Here is a 16819-nt window from a genome sequence, read left to right as displayed (position 1 = left end):
ACAATTCTTACGATTCTGAAGGCGGATCGGCCTGCGAATCCGCATCCGAACCGGCCGCGTCGGGCACCGTGTCCACCACGCCGACCATGGCGTGGCGAACCACCTGCTCGCCGACCCGGTAACCCTTGCGCATGACGGTCCCGACCACCGGATGGGTGCCGTCGCCCTCATGCTGCACCGCTTCGTGCAGGCCCGGGTCGAACTCGTCGCCTTCCTCGCCGAACGGTGAAAGCCCCAGGCCCTCAAGCGCACTGACGAGCTTGTCGGCGACCGCCCGCAGCGGCCCGGATTCCAGGTCACCGTGGCTGCGCGCCCGCTCGAGGTCGTCGAGAATCGGCAACAGCTGCCCGATCACCGTCGCCTTGGCCCGGTCGGCGATCACCTGCTGATCACGCAACGCCCGCTTGCGGTAGTTGGCGAAATCGGCCTGCACGCGCTGCAGGTCGCTGAGCAGCTCAGCGGCCTTGCCGGCCTCCTCCGGGGATTCGCCGGCGAACTCGTCCGGTGCCGGCCCACCAGGGGCCGGCCCGGAGGCCGGGTTCTCGCGAACCTGACCGGTGTTCGGATCGATACGGCGTTTGTCGGTGACGGTGATCGGCTCTTCTCGATCTGCTGGATCGGCTGAACTCACTTGCGCTCCTGGTCGTCCTCGACTACCTCGGCATCGACAACGTCATCGGCGGATCCGGCCGGACCGTCGGCAGCGCCTTCCTGGCCGCCGGCCGCAGCCTGCTCGGCCTGGGTGGCCTCGTAGATGGCCTGGCCCAGTGCCTGGCTCTCCTCGCCCAGCTTCTCCATGGCGGTCTTGATGGCACCGATGTCGGTACCTTCCATGGCCGTCTTGGCCTCGCTGATCGCGGCGTCGACCTTAGTCAGGGTGTCCGCGGGAACCTTGGATCCACCCTCGCCCTCGCGCTGCTCCTTGACGAACTTCTCCGTCTGGTAGACCAGCGACTCGGCCTGGTTGCGGACGTCGGCCTCCTCGCGGCGCTTGCGGTCCTCCTCGGCGTGAGCCTCGGCGTCCTTGACCATCCGGTCGATCTCTTCCTTGGAAAGGCCGGAGCCCTCCTGGATGCGGATGGTGTTCTCTTTGCCGGTGCCCTTGTCCTTGGCGGTCACGTGCACGATGCCGTTGGCGTCGATGTCGAAGGTGACCTCGATCTGCGGGACACCGCGCGGGGCGGGCGGGATGCCGGTCAACTCGAAGCTGCCGAGCAGCTTGTTGTGCGCGGCGATCTCGCGTTCACCCTGGAACACCTGGATCTGCACCGACGGCTGGTTGTCGTCGGCGGTGGTGAAGGTCTCCGAGCGCTTGGTCGGGATGGTGGTGTTGCGTTCGATGAGCTTGGTCATCACGCCACCCTTGGTTTCGATACCCAGGGAAAGCGGTGTGACGTCAAGCAGCAGAACGTCTTTGACCTCACCCTTGAGCACACCGGCTTGGAGCGCCGCTCCGACCGCCACAACTTCATCGGGGTTGACGCCCTTGTTGGGCTCCTTACCGCCGGTCATCTCCTTGACCAGTTCGGACACCGCGGGCATCCGGGTGGAACCACCGACGAGCACCACGTGGTCGATCTCGCCGACCGAGATGCCGGCGTCCTTGATCACCGACTGGAACGGCTGACGGGTACGGTCCAGCAGATCCTGGGTGATGCGCTGGAACTCCGCGCGGGTCAGCTGCTCGTCGAGGAACAGCGGGTTCTTCTCGGAGTCGACGGTGATGTAGGGCAGGTTGATCGACGTGCTCTGCGAGCTCGACAGCTCGATCTTGGCCTTCTCGGCGGCCTCACGCAGCCGCTGCATCGCCATTTTGTCCTTGGTCAGGTCGATGCCGCTGCTGGCCTTGAACTTGTCGACGAGCCATTCGACGATCCGGTCGTCCCAGTCGTCGCCGCCGAGGTGGTTGTCACCGGAGGTGGCGCGCACCTCGACCACACCCTCGCCGATCTCGAGCAGCGAGACGTCGAAGGTGCCACCACCGAGGTCGAAGACCAGGATGGTCTGTTCCTTCTCGCCCTTGTCCAGGCCGTAGGCCAGGGCGGCCGCGGTCGGTTCGTTGACGATGCGCAGCACGTTCATGCCGGCGATCTGGCCGGCTTCCTTGGTGGCCTGGCGCTGAGCGTCGTTGAAGTAGGCGGGCACGGTGATAACCGCGTCGGTGATGTCCTCACCGAGGTAGCTCTCGGCGTCGCGCTTGAGCTTCATCAGAACACGCGCGCTGATCTCCTGCGGCGTGTAGTTCTTGTCGTCGATCTCGACGTTCCAGTCCGAGCCCATGTGCCGCTTCACCGACCGGATGGTCCGGTCCACGTTGGTGACGGCCTGGTTCTTGGCGGGCTGGCCGACCAGCACCTCACCGTTGCGCGCGAACGCGACGATCGACGGGGTGGTCCGGGAGCCTTCGGAGTTGGCGACGACGACGGGGTCGCCACCCTCGAGCACTGAGACGACGGAGTTGGTGGTCCCGAGGTCGATACCGACCGCACGAGCCATAGTTACTGCCTCCTGAGTAGAACGTTTGGACTGAGTGCACCGCGCTCAAGCCTGCCTCTGCTGCCACTCTCGTGTCAAGCTGGACTTGAGTCGATGTCACTCAACTATCGCTGGAGTCAACCGAGCGGGTACCCGATTTGTTCCCGATGCCCACCGGTGTGCTGTCCAGAGCTCGCTTCAGCCGACCGATCCGGTGCAGCTGCCCGGTCATGTTCAGAGCCCCCAGCATCGGCAGTACCCCGATGAACGTCGCCCAGGACGGCGTGGCGCCGTGCAGTTGTTCGAGCTTGCCGAACACGTAGAGGCTGCCGACGGCGAACAGCGCCGCGGGCACGCAGTAGGCCAGCGGCGCGCTGCGGTCGGCGATGATGCGGGCCGCGGCGTCCGCCTCGTCCTGCGACATCGGCCCGTGCTCGCGCACCTTGGCCAACAGCGCGCCGACCCCGCCGATCGCCTCGGCCGCCGGGGTGCTCGGGCGCTGCAGCAGCCGCCGGACGAACACCGTGGCGAGCGCGCCGAACACCAGTGCGGCCACCGCGGAAGCCGCTGCCAGATAGCCGTAGCCGCCCATCGTCGTCATGTCAGTCCTTCGCGCTGTCGGTGTGTGCCGGGGCGGACTCGTCACCGTCGTCCCACAACAGCAGTTGGCGCACCGCGGGCCGGGATCCGTACGGCTGCAGCATCCGGCTGGCGGGGCGGGGGCGCACCCGCAGCGGCCACCAGAACCATCGCCCCAGCAGCGCGGCGATCGACGGAGTCATGAAGGCCCGCACGATCAGCGTGTCGAACAGCAGACCGAGCGCGATGGTGGTGCCGACCTGGCCGATCGCGCGCAGGTCGCTGAAGATGAACGATGCCATCGTCGCGGCGAACACCAGGCCGGCTGCGGTGACCACCGAGCCGGAACCGGCCATGGCGCGGATGATCCCGGTGTTGAGCCCGGAATGGATCTCCTCTTTGAACCGCGAGATCAGCAGCAGGTTGTAGTCGGAGCCGACGGCCAACAGCAGGATGACCGACAGGGCGAGCACGATCCAGAGCAGTTGGATCCCGAGGATGTGCTGCCACAGCAGTACCGACAGGCCGAACGACGCCCCCAGCGACAACACCACCGTGCCGACGATCACCAGCGCGGCGACCAGGCTGCGGGTGATGAACACCATGATCAGCAGAATCAGGCTCATCGCGGCGATGGCGGCGATCATCAGGTCGTACCTGGCGGCCTCACTGATGTCCTTGTAGGTGGAGGCGGCGCCGCCGATGTAGATGTCGGCGTTACCCAGCGGGGTGCCCTTGACCGCGTCCTCGGCTGCCGCACGGATGGCGTCGATGTGCGAGATCCCTTCCAGGGTCGCAGGATCGCCGTCGTGGGTGATGATCATCCGGGCTGCCGTGCCGTCCGGTGAGAGGAACAGTTGCAGACCCCGCTGGAAGTCGGGGTTGTCGAACACCTCGGGCGGCACGTAGAACGAGTCGTCGTTCTTGGCGGCGTCGAACGCCTGCCCCATCGCGGTCGCGTTCTCCAGGGCCTCCTCGGTGTAGGCGAGGATGCCCGACTGGGTGGCGTAGTTGGTCATCGCCAGATCGCGGTTGGTCTGCTGGCTGGCGATCTGGGGCGGGATCAGGGCGAGCAGTTGCGGCTGCAGCGCGTTGAGCTCGTCGAGACTGGCGGTGACGTCGCCCAGCTTGTCGGTCAGGGCGTCGATGCCGTCGAGTGCGTCGAAGACCGATCTCAGCGCCGCGCACATCGGGATGTCGTAACAGTGCGGCTCCCAGTAGAAATACGCGCGCAGCGGCCGGAACTGGTCGTCGAAGTTGGCGATCTTGTCGCGCAGCTCTTCGGCCACGGCGACGGTGTCGTGGAACGCCTCGAGCTGATCGTGCGTCGCGGCGTTGGCCTGCTGCTGCAGCGCGTACTGCTGTCTGAGCAGCCCGATGGCGTTGTCGATCTCGGCGACCTGGGTGAGCAGGTCGGCCGCGCGGTCCTGCTGGTAGGGCAGGTTCTCGATCTGACCGATGCTCTGCGCGCTGATCTGGAACGGGATCGAGCTGTGGTCCAGCGGGGTGCCCAACGGACGGGTGATGGACTGCACCTGGGCGATTCCCTCGGTGTGGAACACGGCCCTGGCCACCCGTTCCAGCAGGATCATGCCGGCCGGAGTGCGCAGATCGTGGTCTGTTTCGATCATCAGCAGCTCGGGGTTGAGCCGTGCCGCGGAGAAGTGCCGTTCGGCGGCCGCGTAACCGAGGTTGGCCGGGGTGTCGGCGGGCAGGTACCGACGCTGGTCGTAGCTGGTCTTGTAGCCGGGCAGGGCGAGCAGGCCGACGAGGGCCACCGCGACGGTGGCCACCAGGATCGGCCCGGGCCAACGCACCACGGCGGTGCCGATGCGCCGCCATCGGCGGGTCTGGACCGCGCGCCGCGGGTCCAGCAGCCCGAAAGCCGCTGCGACGGTGACGATGGCGGGCGCCAGGGTGAGCGCGGCAGCCAGCGCCACCAGTACGCCGATCGCCCCCAGCGGACCCATGCTCTGGAAGTACGGCAACCGGGTGAAGCTCAGACAGAACACCGCACCGGCGACCGTCAGCCCGGACCCCAGAACCACATGCGCGGTGGTGCGATACATCGTGTGGAAGGCGGTTTCGCGGTCCTCGCCGGCGTGGCGTGCTTCGTGGTAGCGGCCGAGCAGGAAGATCGCGTAGTCGGTGCCGGCGGCGATCACCAGCAGGGTGAGCAGGTTCGTCGCGAAGGTCGACAGGCCGATGATCCCGGAGTCGGCCAGCAGCGCGGCAACGCCTCGGGCGGCGCTCATTTCGACGATGACGGTCAGCAACACGAGGACCGTGGCCACGATCGACCGGTAGATGAGCAGCAGCATCGCCAGGATCACCCCGATGGTGATCAGGGTGACCCGCACCAGCCCCTCGCCGCCGACCAGGATCTGATCGGCGAACAGCGGTGCGCCGCCGGTCACGTAGGCTGTGACCCCTGGTGGCGGTGGCGTGTGCTCCACGATGTCGCGCACGGCCGCAACGGATTCCAGTGACAGCGTCTCGCCCTGGTTGCCGGCGAGGAACAGCTGTGTGTAGGCGGCCTTACCGTCGCTGCTCTGCGACCCGCCTGCGGTCAGCGGATCTCCCCAGAAGTCCTGGATGTGCTGCACGTGGGCGGTGTCCTGGGACAGCTTGCCGATCAAGGTGTCGTAGAACCGGTGCGCCTCGGCTCCCAGCGGCTGCTCACCTTCGATCACGAGCATCGCCGAACTGTCCGAGTCGAATTCGTCGAACACCGCGCCCATGCGTTTCATGGCCTGCAGCGACGGGGCGTCCGGTGAGCTCAGGCCGACGTTGTGGGATTCACCGACTTCCTCGAGCTGCGGCACGAAGACGTTGGTCAGCACCGCGATGAACAACCATGCCAACACGATCGGCACCGACCACCACCGGATGGCGCCCGAGACCCGGCGCACCACCGACCGGTCCCCGATGCGGCCGCCGCTCATCCGGACTTCTCCAGACAGTAGGTGTATGCGTTGTGCGTGGTGACCGTGCGCTGATCCTTCACCTGGCCGTCGATCGTGATGCGGCAGCCCAGCGAATCGCCGTCGCCCTGGGCGACGACGTTGACGAACACCCCTGGCTGGGTGGTGGTCACGTCGTAGGACCACGGCAGGACGACGTCGTCGACGCGCTGCGGCTGGGCGTCGACGTCGACGTAGCTGATCGTCGCCACCGCGCCCGGGTCGCCGAAGACCTCGATGACGACGCGCTTGGGGTTCAGCGACACCGCGTCGTTGGGCAACTCACCGCCCGCCGAGACGTCGTGGCCGGAGCCGAAAAGCCCGTGCAGCCGGTACACGGCGAACCCGGCCACCGCGATCACCAGCACCGCGACCAGCAGCATCCATCGCCGAGCGAGGAAGCGGCCGGCCGCGCTGCCGGTCACCGGCTCAGCTCACCCAGCAGATAGCGCTGCAGGGTGGCGCCCAGATCGGCGGCCACGCGTTCGCGCGGGTGAGCGGCCAGCGGTTCGATCCCGACGATGTAGCGGGCCAGCGTGAACCCGACGATCTGGGACATCACCAGACCGGCCCGGTATTCGGGATCGTCGGCCTCCAGCCGCTCGGCGATCGGCAGCAGCAGGTTGCGGGTCAGGAAGTCGCGCACCAGCCGGGCTGCTTCCGGTTCGGCGGTGGCCGCGCGGATCATCCCCACCATGGGGCGCCGGCGCATCTCGTCGTCGAGAACGCCGAGCAGGGCGTTCGCCAGCCGGGTCCCGGCCCCCGCCCGATGATCCGGTCCGCCGCCGACCACCCGGTCGATCAACGCCGCCGGGTCGAAGGGCAGTTCGACGACGGCCAGGAACAGGTCCAGTTTGGTGCCGAAGTAGTGGGCGACCAGGGTCGGATCGACGTCGGCCTCCCGGGCGACCTGGCGCATCGAGGTGCGGTCGTAGCCCAACGCGGCGAACTGCTTGCGGGCGGTGTCGGCGATCAGCGCCCGGGTGGTGTTGGGCCCCGGCCGCCGGCCGGTGTGCTTGCCGGGCAGCGGGCCGGTCATGTCCCGGCCGGGATTTCCGCACGCAAAGAATTCTGCATGGGTGGAAATAGTAGCCTCACAAGAGCGGACAGAAAAGCCTTCGAGATGCCCGGAATCAGCCCGGGCCGGGCAGGTGGTTCCTACAACCCGGGCCAGGGGCCTTCGGAGCGCCGGTCGCCGGCGCCTGGGTCCCCGCCGGCGATGGCGCCGACCAGGTCATCGCCCGGCACCTGCGGACGGGGCTGCGCCGCGGACTCGTCCTCGGCCTCCCAGTCCGGCTTGCCCGGCCACCAACTGAACTTGCCGACCAGCACCGCGATCGCCGGCACCGTCACGGTCCGCACGATGAAGGTGTCCAGCAGCAGGCCCACGCCGATGATGAAGCCGATCTGGACCGCGGCGTTGAGGCTGGAGAACGTGAGCCCGAACATCGAGGCCGCGAAGATGAGACCGGCGGAGGTGATGACGCTGCCGGTCGCCCCGACAGTCCGGATCACCGCGGTACGCATCCCGGGCCGTGATTCATCCCGGATCCGTGCGATGAGCAGCAGGTTGTAGTCCGCGCCCACCGCCACGAGAACCAGGAACGCCATGCCCGGCACCGTCCACTGGATCTGCTGGCCCAGGATGAACTGGAAGAAGACCACGCCGATCCCCAGCGCCGAGACGTAGGACAGCACGACCGACAGGACCAGGTAGACCGGCGCCACCAGCGACCGCAGCAGGATCGCCAGGATGCCGAACACCACCAGCAGGGTCAGGATGATGATGAACTGCACATCGCCGTTGTAGTAGTTGCGCAGCTCGTTCTGGATCGCCGAGAACCCCACCAGGGTGATCTCCGCATCTTCGAGGCTGGTGTTGGGAAGCGAGCTGTCGGCCTGCTCGACGATCTCGGCGACCTGGTCCATGGCGTCGGTGCCGAACGGGTTCAACGCGGTCTGCACCAGGTAGCGCACCGTGTGGCCGTCCTCGGAGACGAAGAGCTCGGCGGCCTTCTTGAACTCCTCCTGGGTGAGGACCTCCGGCGGAATGTAGAAACCGGACATCTGCGGATCGGCGGCTTCACGTTTCATCGCCTGCAGGAAGGCCGAGGCCTGGTCCAGGCCGTCGCCCATCTGCCTGGTCTGGTCGACCAGCAGCTGGACGCCCTCGGCGAGCTGGCGGCTGGAATCCGACAGCAGGCCGGCCCCCTGCTCCAGCTGCTGCAGGTTGTTCTGGATGCTGCCCGGGTCGTCGAGGCCCAGCTGGCGCGCGGCGGCCAGCGCCTCCTCCATCCCGCCGCCGAGGCTGCGCACCGCCTCGTCGAGGGTCTGACCGCCCTCCATGTTCTGCAGCTGGCGGCCGAGCTCGGCGATCTTGTCGAGGGTGCCGTCGTCCTTGGCTGTGACGATGCGCTGCAGATCCGCGCGGGAGGCCACGCAGCGCGGGTTCGAATCACAGACTGGGTTGCCGTTGAGTGCGGTGACGACGGGGGCTGCCCACCCGTAGACATCGCTGATGTCGGCCAGGTTCACTCCCAGCGCGTCACCGAGCGAGCGCATGTTGGTGACGAGCTTGGCCGTCTTGTCGATCTCGTCGAGGGTCTTGGTGCCGCCGTAGCGCTGCTGCAGGTCGGTCAGTGCCGACATCAGCGGCCGCACCACGGCGATCGCGTTGACCACCTGGGACTTGATCTCGGCCAGGGCATCGGCGAGCTGGTCGGCTCCCCCGCTGAGCATGTTCAGGTTGGAGTCGTTGTCGTCGATCAGGGTGGACGCTTCACCGAGCTTTCCGCCGACCTCGCCGGCCTGGTAGGTGGCTCGGGCCTGTTCGAGCATCTCCCCGGTCGGCCGGGTGACGCCGCGGACGAGGTCGATGTCGGGCAGCTGGGTCACCCGGAACGCCAGCTGCTCCATATCGGCCAGCGCCTTGGGAGTGCGCAGGTCGTGCGGCGACTGGATCAGGATGAACTGCTGCACGGTGCTGCTGACCGGGAAATGCTCGTCCAGCGCCGCGTAGCCGAGGTTGCTGGACGCGTCGGCGGGCAGGTTCTGCCGGTCGTCGTAGTTGAACTCGACCATCGAGGCACAGGTGGCCAGCGCCATCAGCACCACCAGGCTGGCCGCCAGGTGCCCGATAGGCTTGCGCACGATGCGCACCCCGGACCGCCGCCACCAGCGGCTGGTCAGATCCTTGCGGGGTTTGACCCAGCCACGGCGCCCGACGAGCGTCAGCATCGCCGGAAGCAGGGTCACCGACGCCACGAAGGCGAGCAGGATCGTCACCGACAGCGCCGGACCCACCGTGGAGAACACCGCCAGATCGGTGAACGACAGGCCGACGAACGTGACCGCGGTGGTGCCCGCCGAACCGGCGATGACCTTGCCGATCGAGTCCATCGCTCCGATCACGGCCTCGTCGGAGGTCATGTTCTCGCGGATGCATTCGTGGTAGCGGCTGAACAGGAAGATCCCGTAGTCGGTGGCCGCCCCCATCATCATCGCGGTCATCAGCATCAGGGTCTGCGGGCCCAGGCTCAGGATCCGCAGATCCCCGAGCCCGGCGACCATGCCCTGCGCCACGACCAGCGCCACGCCCATCATCAGCAACGGGAGCAGCATCGCGACCACGTTGCGGTACACGATGATCAAGATCGTCAGGACGATCAGGATGGTGGCGATCTCGATGACGTGCTGATCGGACTCGCCGATCTTGAGCACGTCGTCGAAGGTCGCGGCCGGCCCGATCACCTGCGCGTCCAGCGTCGTGCCGGCGGTGACCTCCTTGACCGTCTCGACGATGTTGCGATACGCCGTCTGCCCCTCGGCGTTGCCGACGACGCCCACCGCGCTGACCGGCAGCTGCCAGGCCTTGCCGTCTTCGCTGCTCATGACTTCACGGATTTCGGGAATCGTGATGAAGTCCTGCGTCGAGAGCACGTCGTCGGTGTCGGCGCGCAGCCGGGCGACGAGCTCGCGGTAGGTCGCCTCGTCCGCGGCGGTGAGCCCGTCGTCGTTGCTCAGCACGACGATGGCGACGTTGCCGGCGCCGGTCTCGGCGAACGCCTCCTGCATGTCGTCGCCGGCGTTGAGCACGACCGAGTCGTCGGGCAGGAACCCGGGCGGATTGCGCTCGGCCACCGACGACAGCGTGGGCACCGTCATGGCCAGGGTGGCCGCGAGCGCGACCCACAGGACAAGGACGACCAGCGGGTGGCGCACGATCACTTTCGCCAACCCGCTGAACACCGGAGAAGTCAACGCATCCGCTGAATCGGCGCGCCGAGACATGCGCCAAGGCTACACGCTCGCACCGCTGGATCGAATTGCTCGCCGACGCCACGGCAACCCGGTGGCGGCTGCACCGCAACCCGGCTCTCGGTTCAGAATGGCCTCAGCACCGGCGCGACGACGGCCCGACCACAGCTCGTTTCGGGCACACTGCCAGCCACCACGACCACGTAGCGACGACCCCCGGACAAGGCGGACCATGAGATTTGCTGTAGCCGCTCACGGCACCCGCGGCGACATCGAGCCCTGCGCGGCGGTCGGTGCGGAGTTGCGCAGCCGTGGCCACGAGGTGCACCTCGCCGTGCCCCCGAACCTGATCGCGTTCGCCGAGCAGGCCGTTTCACCGGCTCCGGTGGACTCCTACGGCGTCGACTCCCAGAAACAGCTCGAGCAGGCCACCTTCCGCAATTTCTGGAAGATCCAGAACCCGGCCCGCGCCCTGCGCGAGGGCCGGGAGTACATGGTCGAGGGCTGGGCGCAGATGAGCAGGACCCTGACCTCGGTGGCCGAAAGCGCCGACCTCATCCTGACCGGCACCACATTCCAGGAGGTCGCCGCCAACGTCGCCGAACACCATGACGTCCCGCTCGCCGCGCTGCACTTCTTCCCGCACCGCGCCAACAGCCAGGTCCTGCCGGTCCCCCTGCCGGCCCGGGTGGTGGCACCGGGGTGGGCCGTCGTCGAGTGGGCCTACTGGCGGATCCTCAAACAGGCCGAGGACAGCCAGCGCCGCGAACTCGGCCTGCCGGCGGCGCGCACCAGTTCGGTGCGGCGCATCGTCGACGGCGGAGCGCTCGAGATCCAGGCCTACGACGAGGTCCTCTTTCCCGGCCTGGCCGACGAGTGGCGCGGTAGACGGCCCTTCGTCGGCGCCCTGACGCTGCAACTCGAGACCGCCGCCGACGACGAGGTGACCTCCTGGATGGCGGCCGGCCCGCCGCCGATCTACTTCGGCTTCGGCAGCATGCCGGTCGAGTCCCCGGACGAGGCCGTCGCCATGATCAGCGAGGTCTGCGCGCAGCTCGGCCAGCGGGCGCTGATCAGCGCCGGCAGCTGGTCCGTGGACCCGGACACCTGCCCCGACCACGTCAAGGTGGTCGGCGCCGTCAACCACGCCAGGGTGTTCCCCAGCTGCCGCGCGGTGGTTCACCACGGGGGCGCGGGAACGGTCGCGGCCGGTCTGCGGGCCGGCCGGCCCACCCTGATCCTGTGGATCGGCGCGGATCAGCCCGTCTGGGCGGCGCAGGTCAAGAAGCTCGGGGTCGGCACTGCGCTGCGCTTCTCCAAGACCACCCGGAAATCGTTGCGCGCCGCACTGGACACCGTGCTGGCACCGCAGAGCGCCACCCGCGCCGGGGACATCGCCGACCGGATGACCCCGCCGGCGCTCAGCGTCAGCAAAACCGCGGACCTGCTGGAGGACGCGGCACGCCGGCACCGCCGGGGCTGAGGGCACCTGCCTGTCCTACTATCCGCCCTGGTCAACCGCGAGAACCTGTCCGGCCTCTGACCGACCCTGTAGCCTGGAAAACACAGGACGAGGAGGGGCGGCGACGAATATGGTGAAGTTCCCCAAGGCGGCGGCACTGGCCACCGCGGTCGGCGGTGCGGTGTTGTTCTCGACCGCTGCGGTCGGTACGGCGGCGGCTCAGGATCTGACCCCGGTCATCAACACCACGTGCAGCTATCCACAGGCCGTCGCCGCGCTCAACGCGCACGATCCGGCGGCCGCCGGGCAGCTCGCCGAGACGCCCATGGCGCAGGCGTGGTTGCAGCAGTTCCTCGCCTCGCCGGCCGATCAGCGCGTGGCGCTGGCCCAGCAGGTGCAGGCGATGCCGGGGGCTCAGCAGTACGTGGGGCTGGTCCTGACCATCGCCCACACCTGCAGCAACTTCTGATCTGACCGCCCCGCCCGGCTCGGCGCCGTGCGCCCGGCCAAGGTCTCGGTGGCGCCGGCCGGTTGCACGGTTACACTTCGGCAGTGCTCATGACTTCGCTGAAGTACAAGTGGATCATCCGCGGCGGTTGGATCGCCGACTTGCCGGCGCGTTTCCCGCCGGCACCCCACAAGGACCAGATCGAGGCGATCTCGGCGGCCAATCACGCCAGGATCGGCAAACAGCACGTCGCTCCGGAATACGATCTACCCGACGCGAAGTACAGCCCCAAGGACGTGAGATCGCCTGCCTCCCAAGGTAATTTCTACACGTGGCTGGTGAGGCAACGGCGCCCCGAGACGGTGATCGAGTTCGGCGCGGCGTTCGGTGTGTCCGGCATGTACTTCTCCGACGGCCTGGAAAGCAACGGCTTCGGACATCTGTACAGCTTCGAGATCAACGACGCCTGGGCGGATGTCGCCGAGGCCTCGATCGCCCAGATCTCGAATCGTTTCACGCTGACGCGCGGAGCCTTCGAGCAGAACATCAACATCGTTCCGAAATCCATCGACATCGCCTTTGTCGACGGAATCCACACCTACGATTTCGTCAAGGCGCAGTGGGAGATCCTTCGACCGTTGATGACCCCGGGCGGCCTGGTGCTGTTCGACGACATCCGCTTCGGCCAAGGCATGCACGAGGCATGGATGGAAATCGCACAGTCCGGCGATGCCGCGGGCGCCGTGGAGTTCCGTCAGCGGGGCCGGCTGGGCGTGCTCGAATGCAAGAAGTGACGAGTGCGCGCCGGACTCAGGACTTGTTCTGTTCGAAGACGAAGATCCGCTGATCCTCCCAGCGCTCCGAGTGGTCCAGCCGGTAACCACACTGCTCGAAGACCGCGGAGAACTCGTCGGCGCTGTAGCTGTTCATCCAGCCGTGGAACATCCGGGCGACACTGCCCCGGCCCGACCGCCGGGCTCGCCGGCTGTTCTCCACACAGGCGTAGGACACCACACAGACCGGGACCTGCTTCGACAGCCACGCCACGACCTGCGGGAGATCGCTGACGTACTCCAGCACGCCCATGAAGACGGCCACATCGAAGGGGCCGCCCGCCGGGTCCGGCAGCGGTCGCTCGTTGAGGTCGATGATGACCGTCCCCGGCCCGCGGTCCACGATGTCGGACGGCACGTACTCACACGAGGCGTCCAGGTAGCCCTCGAGCACCCGCTTGGCGGCACCGAACTCGAGCACGCGACTGCCGGCCGGGATCAGCTCCGCGGCCCGTTTGGTCCGGCTGTCCCAGGACGCGTAGATGTTGCGCGGTTCGCTCCACCGCCGGTAGTCGGTCTTCTGGCGCAGCACACCCAAAGCCCTCAACACGAGACCACCCTCCCGACAGGCCTGAGCAAACCCGCCAACGTCACTGTGCAGCAGGCTAGCATCGCTGCGCTGCGCCGCACTGCGCACAGCGCGGCGCAAACCCCGGCATACCCCGTGCCGGTCCGGATGAGGTGTGTGACGATAGCCAGCGATCGGCTGGCGCTGACGGGGAGGCTCAGGAGAGCGATGACTACCGCGCAAAGGTCGACCGCGTCGTCGAGTCGCCGACGATGACCGGCGCCCAGGACGCGCGGGTCGCCTACCTCGGCTGGCACGGCAGAGGCAATATCGGCGACGACGCCATCTACGACGCGGTCCGCTCACAGCTCCCCGGGGCCGCATTTCTCGATCTGCCGGTGCTCACCAGGGAGTTGATCGCGGCGTGCTCCACCGGGCTGGGGCCGTTGCGGCACAGCGCGCTGGTGGTCGGCGGCGGCACCCTCGTCGGCCGGGCTCACTGGCGGCGACTGGTCCGCCGCGGCCTGACGCTGACCCGGCGTCGGGGCAGTTTCGCCATCGGGGTCGGCGTCGAGGACCCGGCGTTCGTCGGGCGCAAGAGCGGTTCGGGCAGAGCCGAGCTGAATCGCTGGATGCCACTGCTCTCGGAGTTCGACATCGTATCGGTGCGCGGCCCGCGCAGCGCCGAACTGCTTGCCGACGCCGGTCTGGAGGTCGCCGTGGCCGGCGATCCGGCGTTGTTGCTCCCCCAACCCGACGTCGCGGTCGAGGACGGCCTCATCGGGGTGAACCTGGGATTCGGCGACGACCTCTGGGGACATGATCCGTTGGCGGTGGCACGCGAGATGTCGGCGGCCATGCGCCAGCTGGCCGGACAGGGGTACCGGTTCGTCGGCATTCTGATGAACGGCAGCGACCGACAGTGGACCGCAACGGCACTCGCGGACCTCCCCGCCGAGATCGTGGAGCCGGCAGACCCGGTGGCAGCGGTGCGCACGCTGGCCCGCTGCTCGGCGGTCGTGGTGGGCAGACTGCACGCGGGCATCCTGGCCGCGGTGTCGGCCACCCCGACCGTTGCGCTGGAGTACCAGCCGAAGTGCCGCGACTTCGCCATGTCCATCGACAACGAACATGCTCTGCTGCGCACCGACACGCTGACCAGCGCCGCGGTTGTCGAACAGGTCAATGGCGCGGTGGCGCACGCATCGGCCATCAGGGCGACCACCGGAGCCGCCGTTGCCGGTCTGCGCCGGCGACTGACGTCGGACTATGCGTCGCTGGCCGAGCAACTGGGCCTAGCCGCCGGGTGACCGGGTTGTCCGGGACCGCAGCCGGAATCTCTCCCGCTATGTCGAGCAGTTAGCTGGACGCCGGTACGCCGGATCCAACGGTCACTCGCCCGTTCCGCCCGCCGAGCGAGCGCAACGACACTGGGCAAAACTTTTTTGGACCCTCGCCCAGCGGCGGCCCGCGGGACGGACTACCATCTCCGTCGAAGAGATGCTGTTTGCCGGGCAACCCCGCTGCGCGGTGGACATAACAGCGACCATGATGCCGACATGATGCCGATCGTCCACGCCGACAAGGCAAGGGAGGACCCGCCGTGCGAGTGAAGCTGACCTCGGCCGGCATGGCGCTCCTGGCCGTGGCCGGCGCGGTCCTGCTGACACTGATGTCCACGGCGTCATCCCTGGTCGTTCTCGCTGCGCGCACCACCGTCCTGGTGATGGGCGGGTCCGGGGACCCGCTGACCACCGACGAGGACGGCCTCGAGTTCGTCGAGGAGTACCTGGGCAAGGCGGTGGACAATTTCGTGCAGCCGGCCTCCACCCTGCCCGGGTCCGGCATTCCCGGTGGCGGCACCGAGGGCTACAACCCGGTGGCGGTGATCACGCCGGAGGAGTTCGCCCCCGATGTGGGCACGTTGACCTTCGACGAGTCGGTGGCCGAGGGCCTGGAGAATCTCGACGCCTGCATCGTCGGTCCGGCGGGGACGTGCGTCTACAACGGAGACGTGTCCGCCTCGGCGGCCCCGGCCCTCGACGATGTCTTCGTCGTCTTCGGCTACTCACAGAGCGCGACCATCGCCACCTTCGAGAAGCGTGAGCTGGCGGCGACCTACGCCGACGGCGAGGGACCGGTCGTGTCGTTCGTCCTGATCGGCAACGGCAACCGCCCCAACGGCGGCTTCCTGGCCCGTGGACCCGAGGGCGTGACGATTCCGCTGGGCCTGACCTACGGCGGGGCGACGTTCAGCGGCCCGACCCCCACCGACACGCAGTACCCGACGGTGGACTTCGCCATCCAGTACGACCTCTGGGCCGATGGGCCGGTGAACCCGCTCAACCTGCTGGCGTGGGCCAACGCGATGATGGCCGTCCAGCAACTGCATCGGAACTATCCGGACTACAGCCTCGACGACCCCGGCATCATCGACCAGGGCCAGTACGGGGACACCTCCTACTATCTGGCCGCTACCGAGACCCTGCCGCTGCTGACCCCGCTGGAGGCCATCCCGCTGGTCGGCGAAGCCATGGCCCAGACGCTGGATCCGTTCTTCCGCGTCATCGTGGAGGCGGCCTACGACCGCGAGACCAGCCCCGGCGAGCCGACGTCGTGGAACATCTTCTACGGACCCGATCCCATCGAATTCGTCTGCAACCTGGCACTGTCGATACCCACCGGACTCGACAACGGAATCGAGTACTACTTCGACGTACGGCCGTTCGGCACGACCGTCCCGGGGCCGTACGGCATCGGCGGCCCGGAGGTCACCTGGCTCAACCCGCCGGCCGAGGAATCGGAGGAGTCCGGGGAGTCCGACGCCGCCACAGACACCGGTGCAGAGACCACCGCAGATGCAGAGCTGATGGCCGCCACGACTTCGGTGTCCGTCGACGAGCACGCCGACGCGACGGCCACCGAAGAGACCGAGACCACCGAAGAGACCAGCGAAGAGACCACAGCCACCGAGACCCAAGAGACCGAAGAGACCGAGACCGAATCGGACACCGAGGTCCTCGACGAACCGACCGAGAGCGACGAGCCGGCCACCGACTCCGATGAACAGGACGGCGCGGACACCGTCGAGCAGGACTCCCCGGCGGAAACCCAGGGCGGCGACGACGACCGCAGCGACGACGGGGCAAACGATCGCCGACTCGTCGGCGCGCGCACCGCGGCCTCCACGACCACGTCGTCGGCTTCCGATACGGCCACATCGGCGGCCGACAGCGGTTCGGATGCGAGCGAAGATGACTGAACCTGATTTTCGGTGCCCGCACCAGGGCACGA

General features: G+C 67.9%; 13 protein-coding genes. 5 read left to right on the top strand and 8 right to left on the bottom strand.

Features of this window, described 5'->3' with window-relative positions; translation table 11 throughout:
- Positions 1–7: 7 nt before the first annotated feature.
- The 7 genes from grpE to ACXAID_RS06160 all read right to left on the bottom strand — a co-directional run bounded on the left by grpE (position 8) and on the right by ACXAID_RS06160 (position 10307).
- Entirely contained in the window at positions 8–631 is a 624-nt protein-coding gene (grpE, locus tag ACXAID_RS06190; protein ID WP_475021307.1) for a nucleotide exchange factor GrpE, read from the bottom strand.
- Positions 628–2496, bottom strand: a complete 1869-nt coding sequence (gene dnaK, locus ACXAID_RS06185; protein WP_475021306.1) for a molecular chaperone DnaK — start codon at positions 2494–2496, stop codon at positions 628–630. The genes grpE and dnaK overlap by 4 nt, the downstream gene beginning before the upstream one ends.
- A 100-nt stretch (positions 2497–2596) precedes the next feature.
- On the bottom strand, positions 2597–3076 hold the full coding sequence (locus ACXAID_RS06180) for a hypothetical protein (RefSeq protein WP_475021305.1): 480 nt from the start codon (positions 3074–3076) through the stop codon (positions 2597–2599).
- A 1-nt stretch (position 3077) separates the two neighbouring features.
- The gene (locus ACXAID_RS06175; protein ID WP_475021304.1) at positions 3078–5999 is read right to left on the bottom strand and encodes an MMPL/RND family transporter; all 2922 of its coding nucleotides are present in this window, start codon (positions 5997–5999) and stop codon (positions 3078–3080) included.
- Complete coding sequence (locus tag ACXAID_RS06170) at positions 5996–6400, bottom strand: MmpS family transport accessory protein (protein ID WP_475021335.1); 405 nt, start codon at positions 6398–6400, stop codon at positions 5996–5998. The genes ACXAID_RS06175 and ACXAID_RS06170 overlap by 4 nt, the downstream gene beginning before the upstream one ends.
- Before the next feature lie 38 nt (positions 6401–6438).
- Positions 6439–7056, bottom strand: a complete 618-nt coding sequence (locus ACXAID_RS06165; protein WP_475021303.1) for a TetR/AcrR family transcriptional regulator — start codon at positions 7054–7056, stop codon at positions 6439–6441.
- Between the two features lie 119 nt (positions 7057–7175).
- Entirely contained in the window at positions 7176–10307 is a 3132-nt protein-coding gene (locus ACXAID_RS06160) for an MMPL/RND family transporter (RefSeq protein ID WP_475021302.1), read from the bottom strand.
- 199 nt (positions 10308–10506) lie between these two features.
- Between ACXAID_RS06160 and ACXAID_RS06155 the strand changes: the two genes are divergently transcribed.
- From ACXAID_RS06155 to ACXAID_RS06145, 3 genes are all read left to right on the top strand, one after another.
- A complete protein-coding gene (locus ACXAID_RS06155) occupies positions 10507–11757 on the top strand; it encodes a glycosyltransferase (protein ID WP_475021301.1) in 1251 nt (416 codons plus the stop codon).
- A 109-nt stretch (positions 11758–11866) separates the two neighbouring features.
- Positions 11867–12205 (top strand): hemophore-related protein, encoded by a 339-nt coding sequence (locus ACXAID_RS06150; protein ID WP_475021300.1) that lies wholly within the window; start codon positions 11867–11869, stop codon positions 12203–12205.
- 89 nt (positions 12206–12294) lie between these two features.
- Positions 12295–12978 carry an O-methyltransferase gene (locus ACXAID_RS06145; RefSeq protein WP_475021334.1) on the top strand — a complete coding sequence of 228 codons (684 nt, stop codon included), beginning with the start codon at positions 12295–12297 and terminating at the stop codon, positions 12976–12978.
- A 16-nt stretch (positions 12979–12994) separates the two neighbouring features.
- Here ACXAID_RS06145 and ACXAID_RS06140 read toward each other — a convergent pair whose 3' ends face one another.
- Entirely contained in the window at positions 12995–13567 is a 573-nt protein-coding gene (locus tag ACXAID_RS06140) for a class I SAM-dependent methyltransferase (protein WP_475021299.1), read from the bottom strand.
- A gap of 230 nt (positions 13568–13797) precedes the next feature.
- On the opposite strand from ACXAID_RS06140, the gene ACXAID_RS06135 reads away from it, so the two are divergent.
- A complete protein-coding gene (locus ACXAID_RS06135; protein WP_475021298.1) occupies positions 13798–14835 on the top strand; it encodes a polysaccharide pyruvyl transferase family protein in 1038 nt (345 codons plus the stop codon).
- A gap of 293 nt (positions 14836–15128) precedes the next feature.
- On the top strand, positions 15129–16787 hold the full coding sequence (locus ACXAID_RS06130; RefSeq protein ID WP_475021297.1) for a PE-PPE domain-containing protein: 1659 nt from the start codon (positions 15129–15131) through the stop codon (positions 16785–16787).
- Positions 16788–16819 lie beyond the last annotated feature (32 nt).

The sequence above is a fragment of the Mycobacterium sp. ABE4_509 genome (assembly GCF_056160785.1).
The sequence above is the reverse complement of the archived record's forward strand: the minus strand, read 5'-3'. Positions and strand labels throughout refer to the sequence as shown.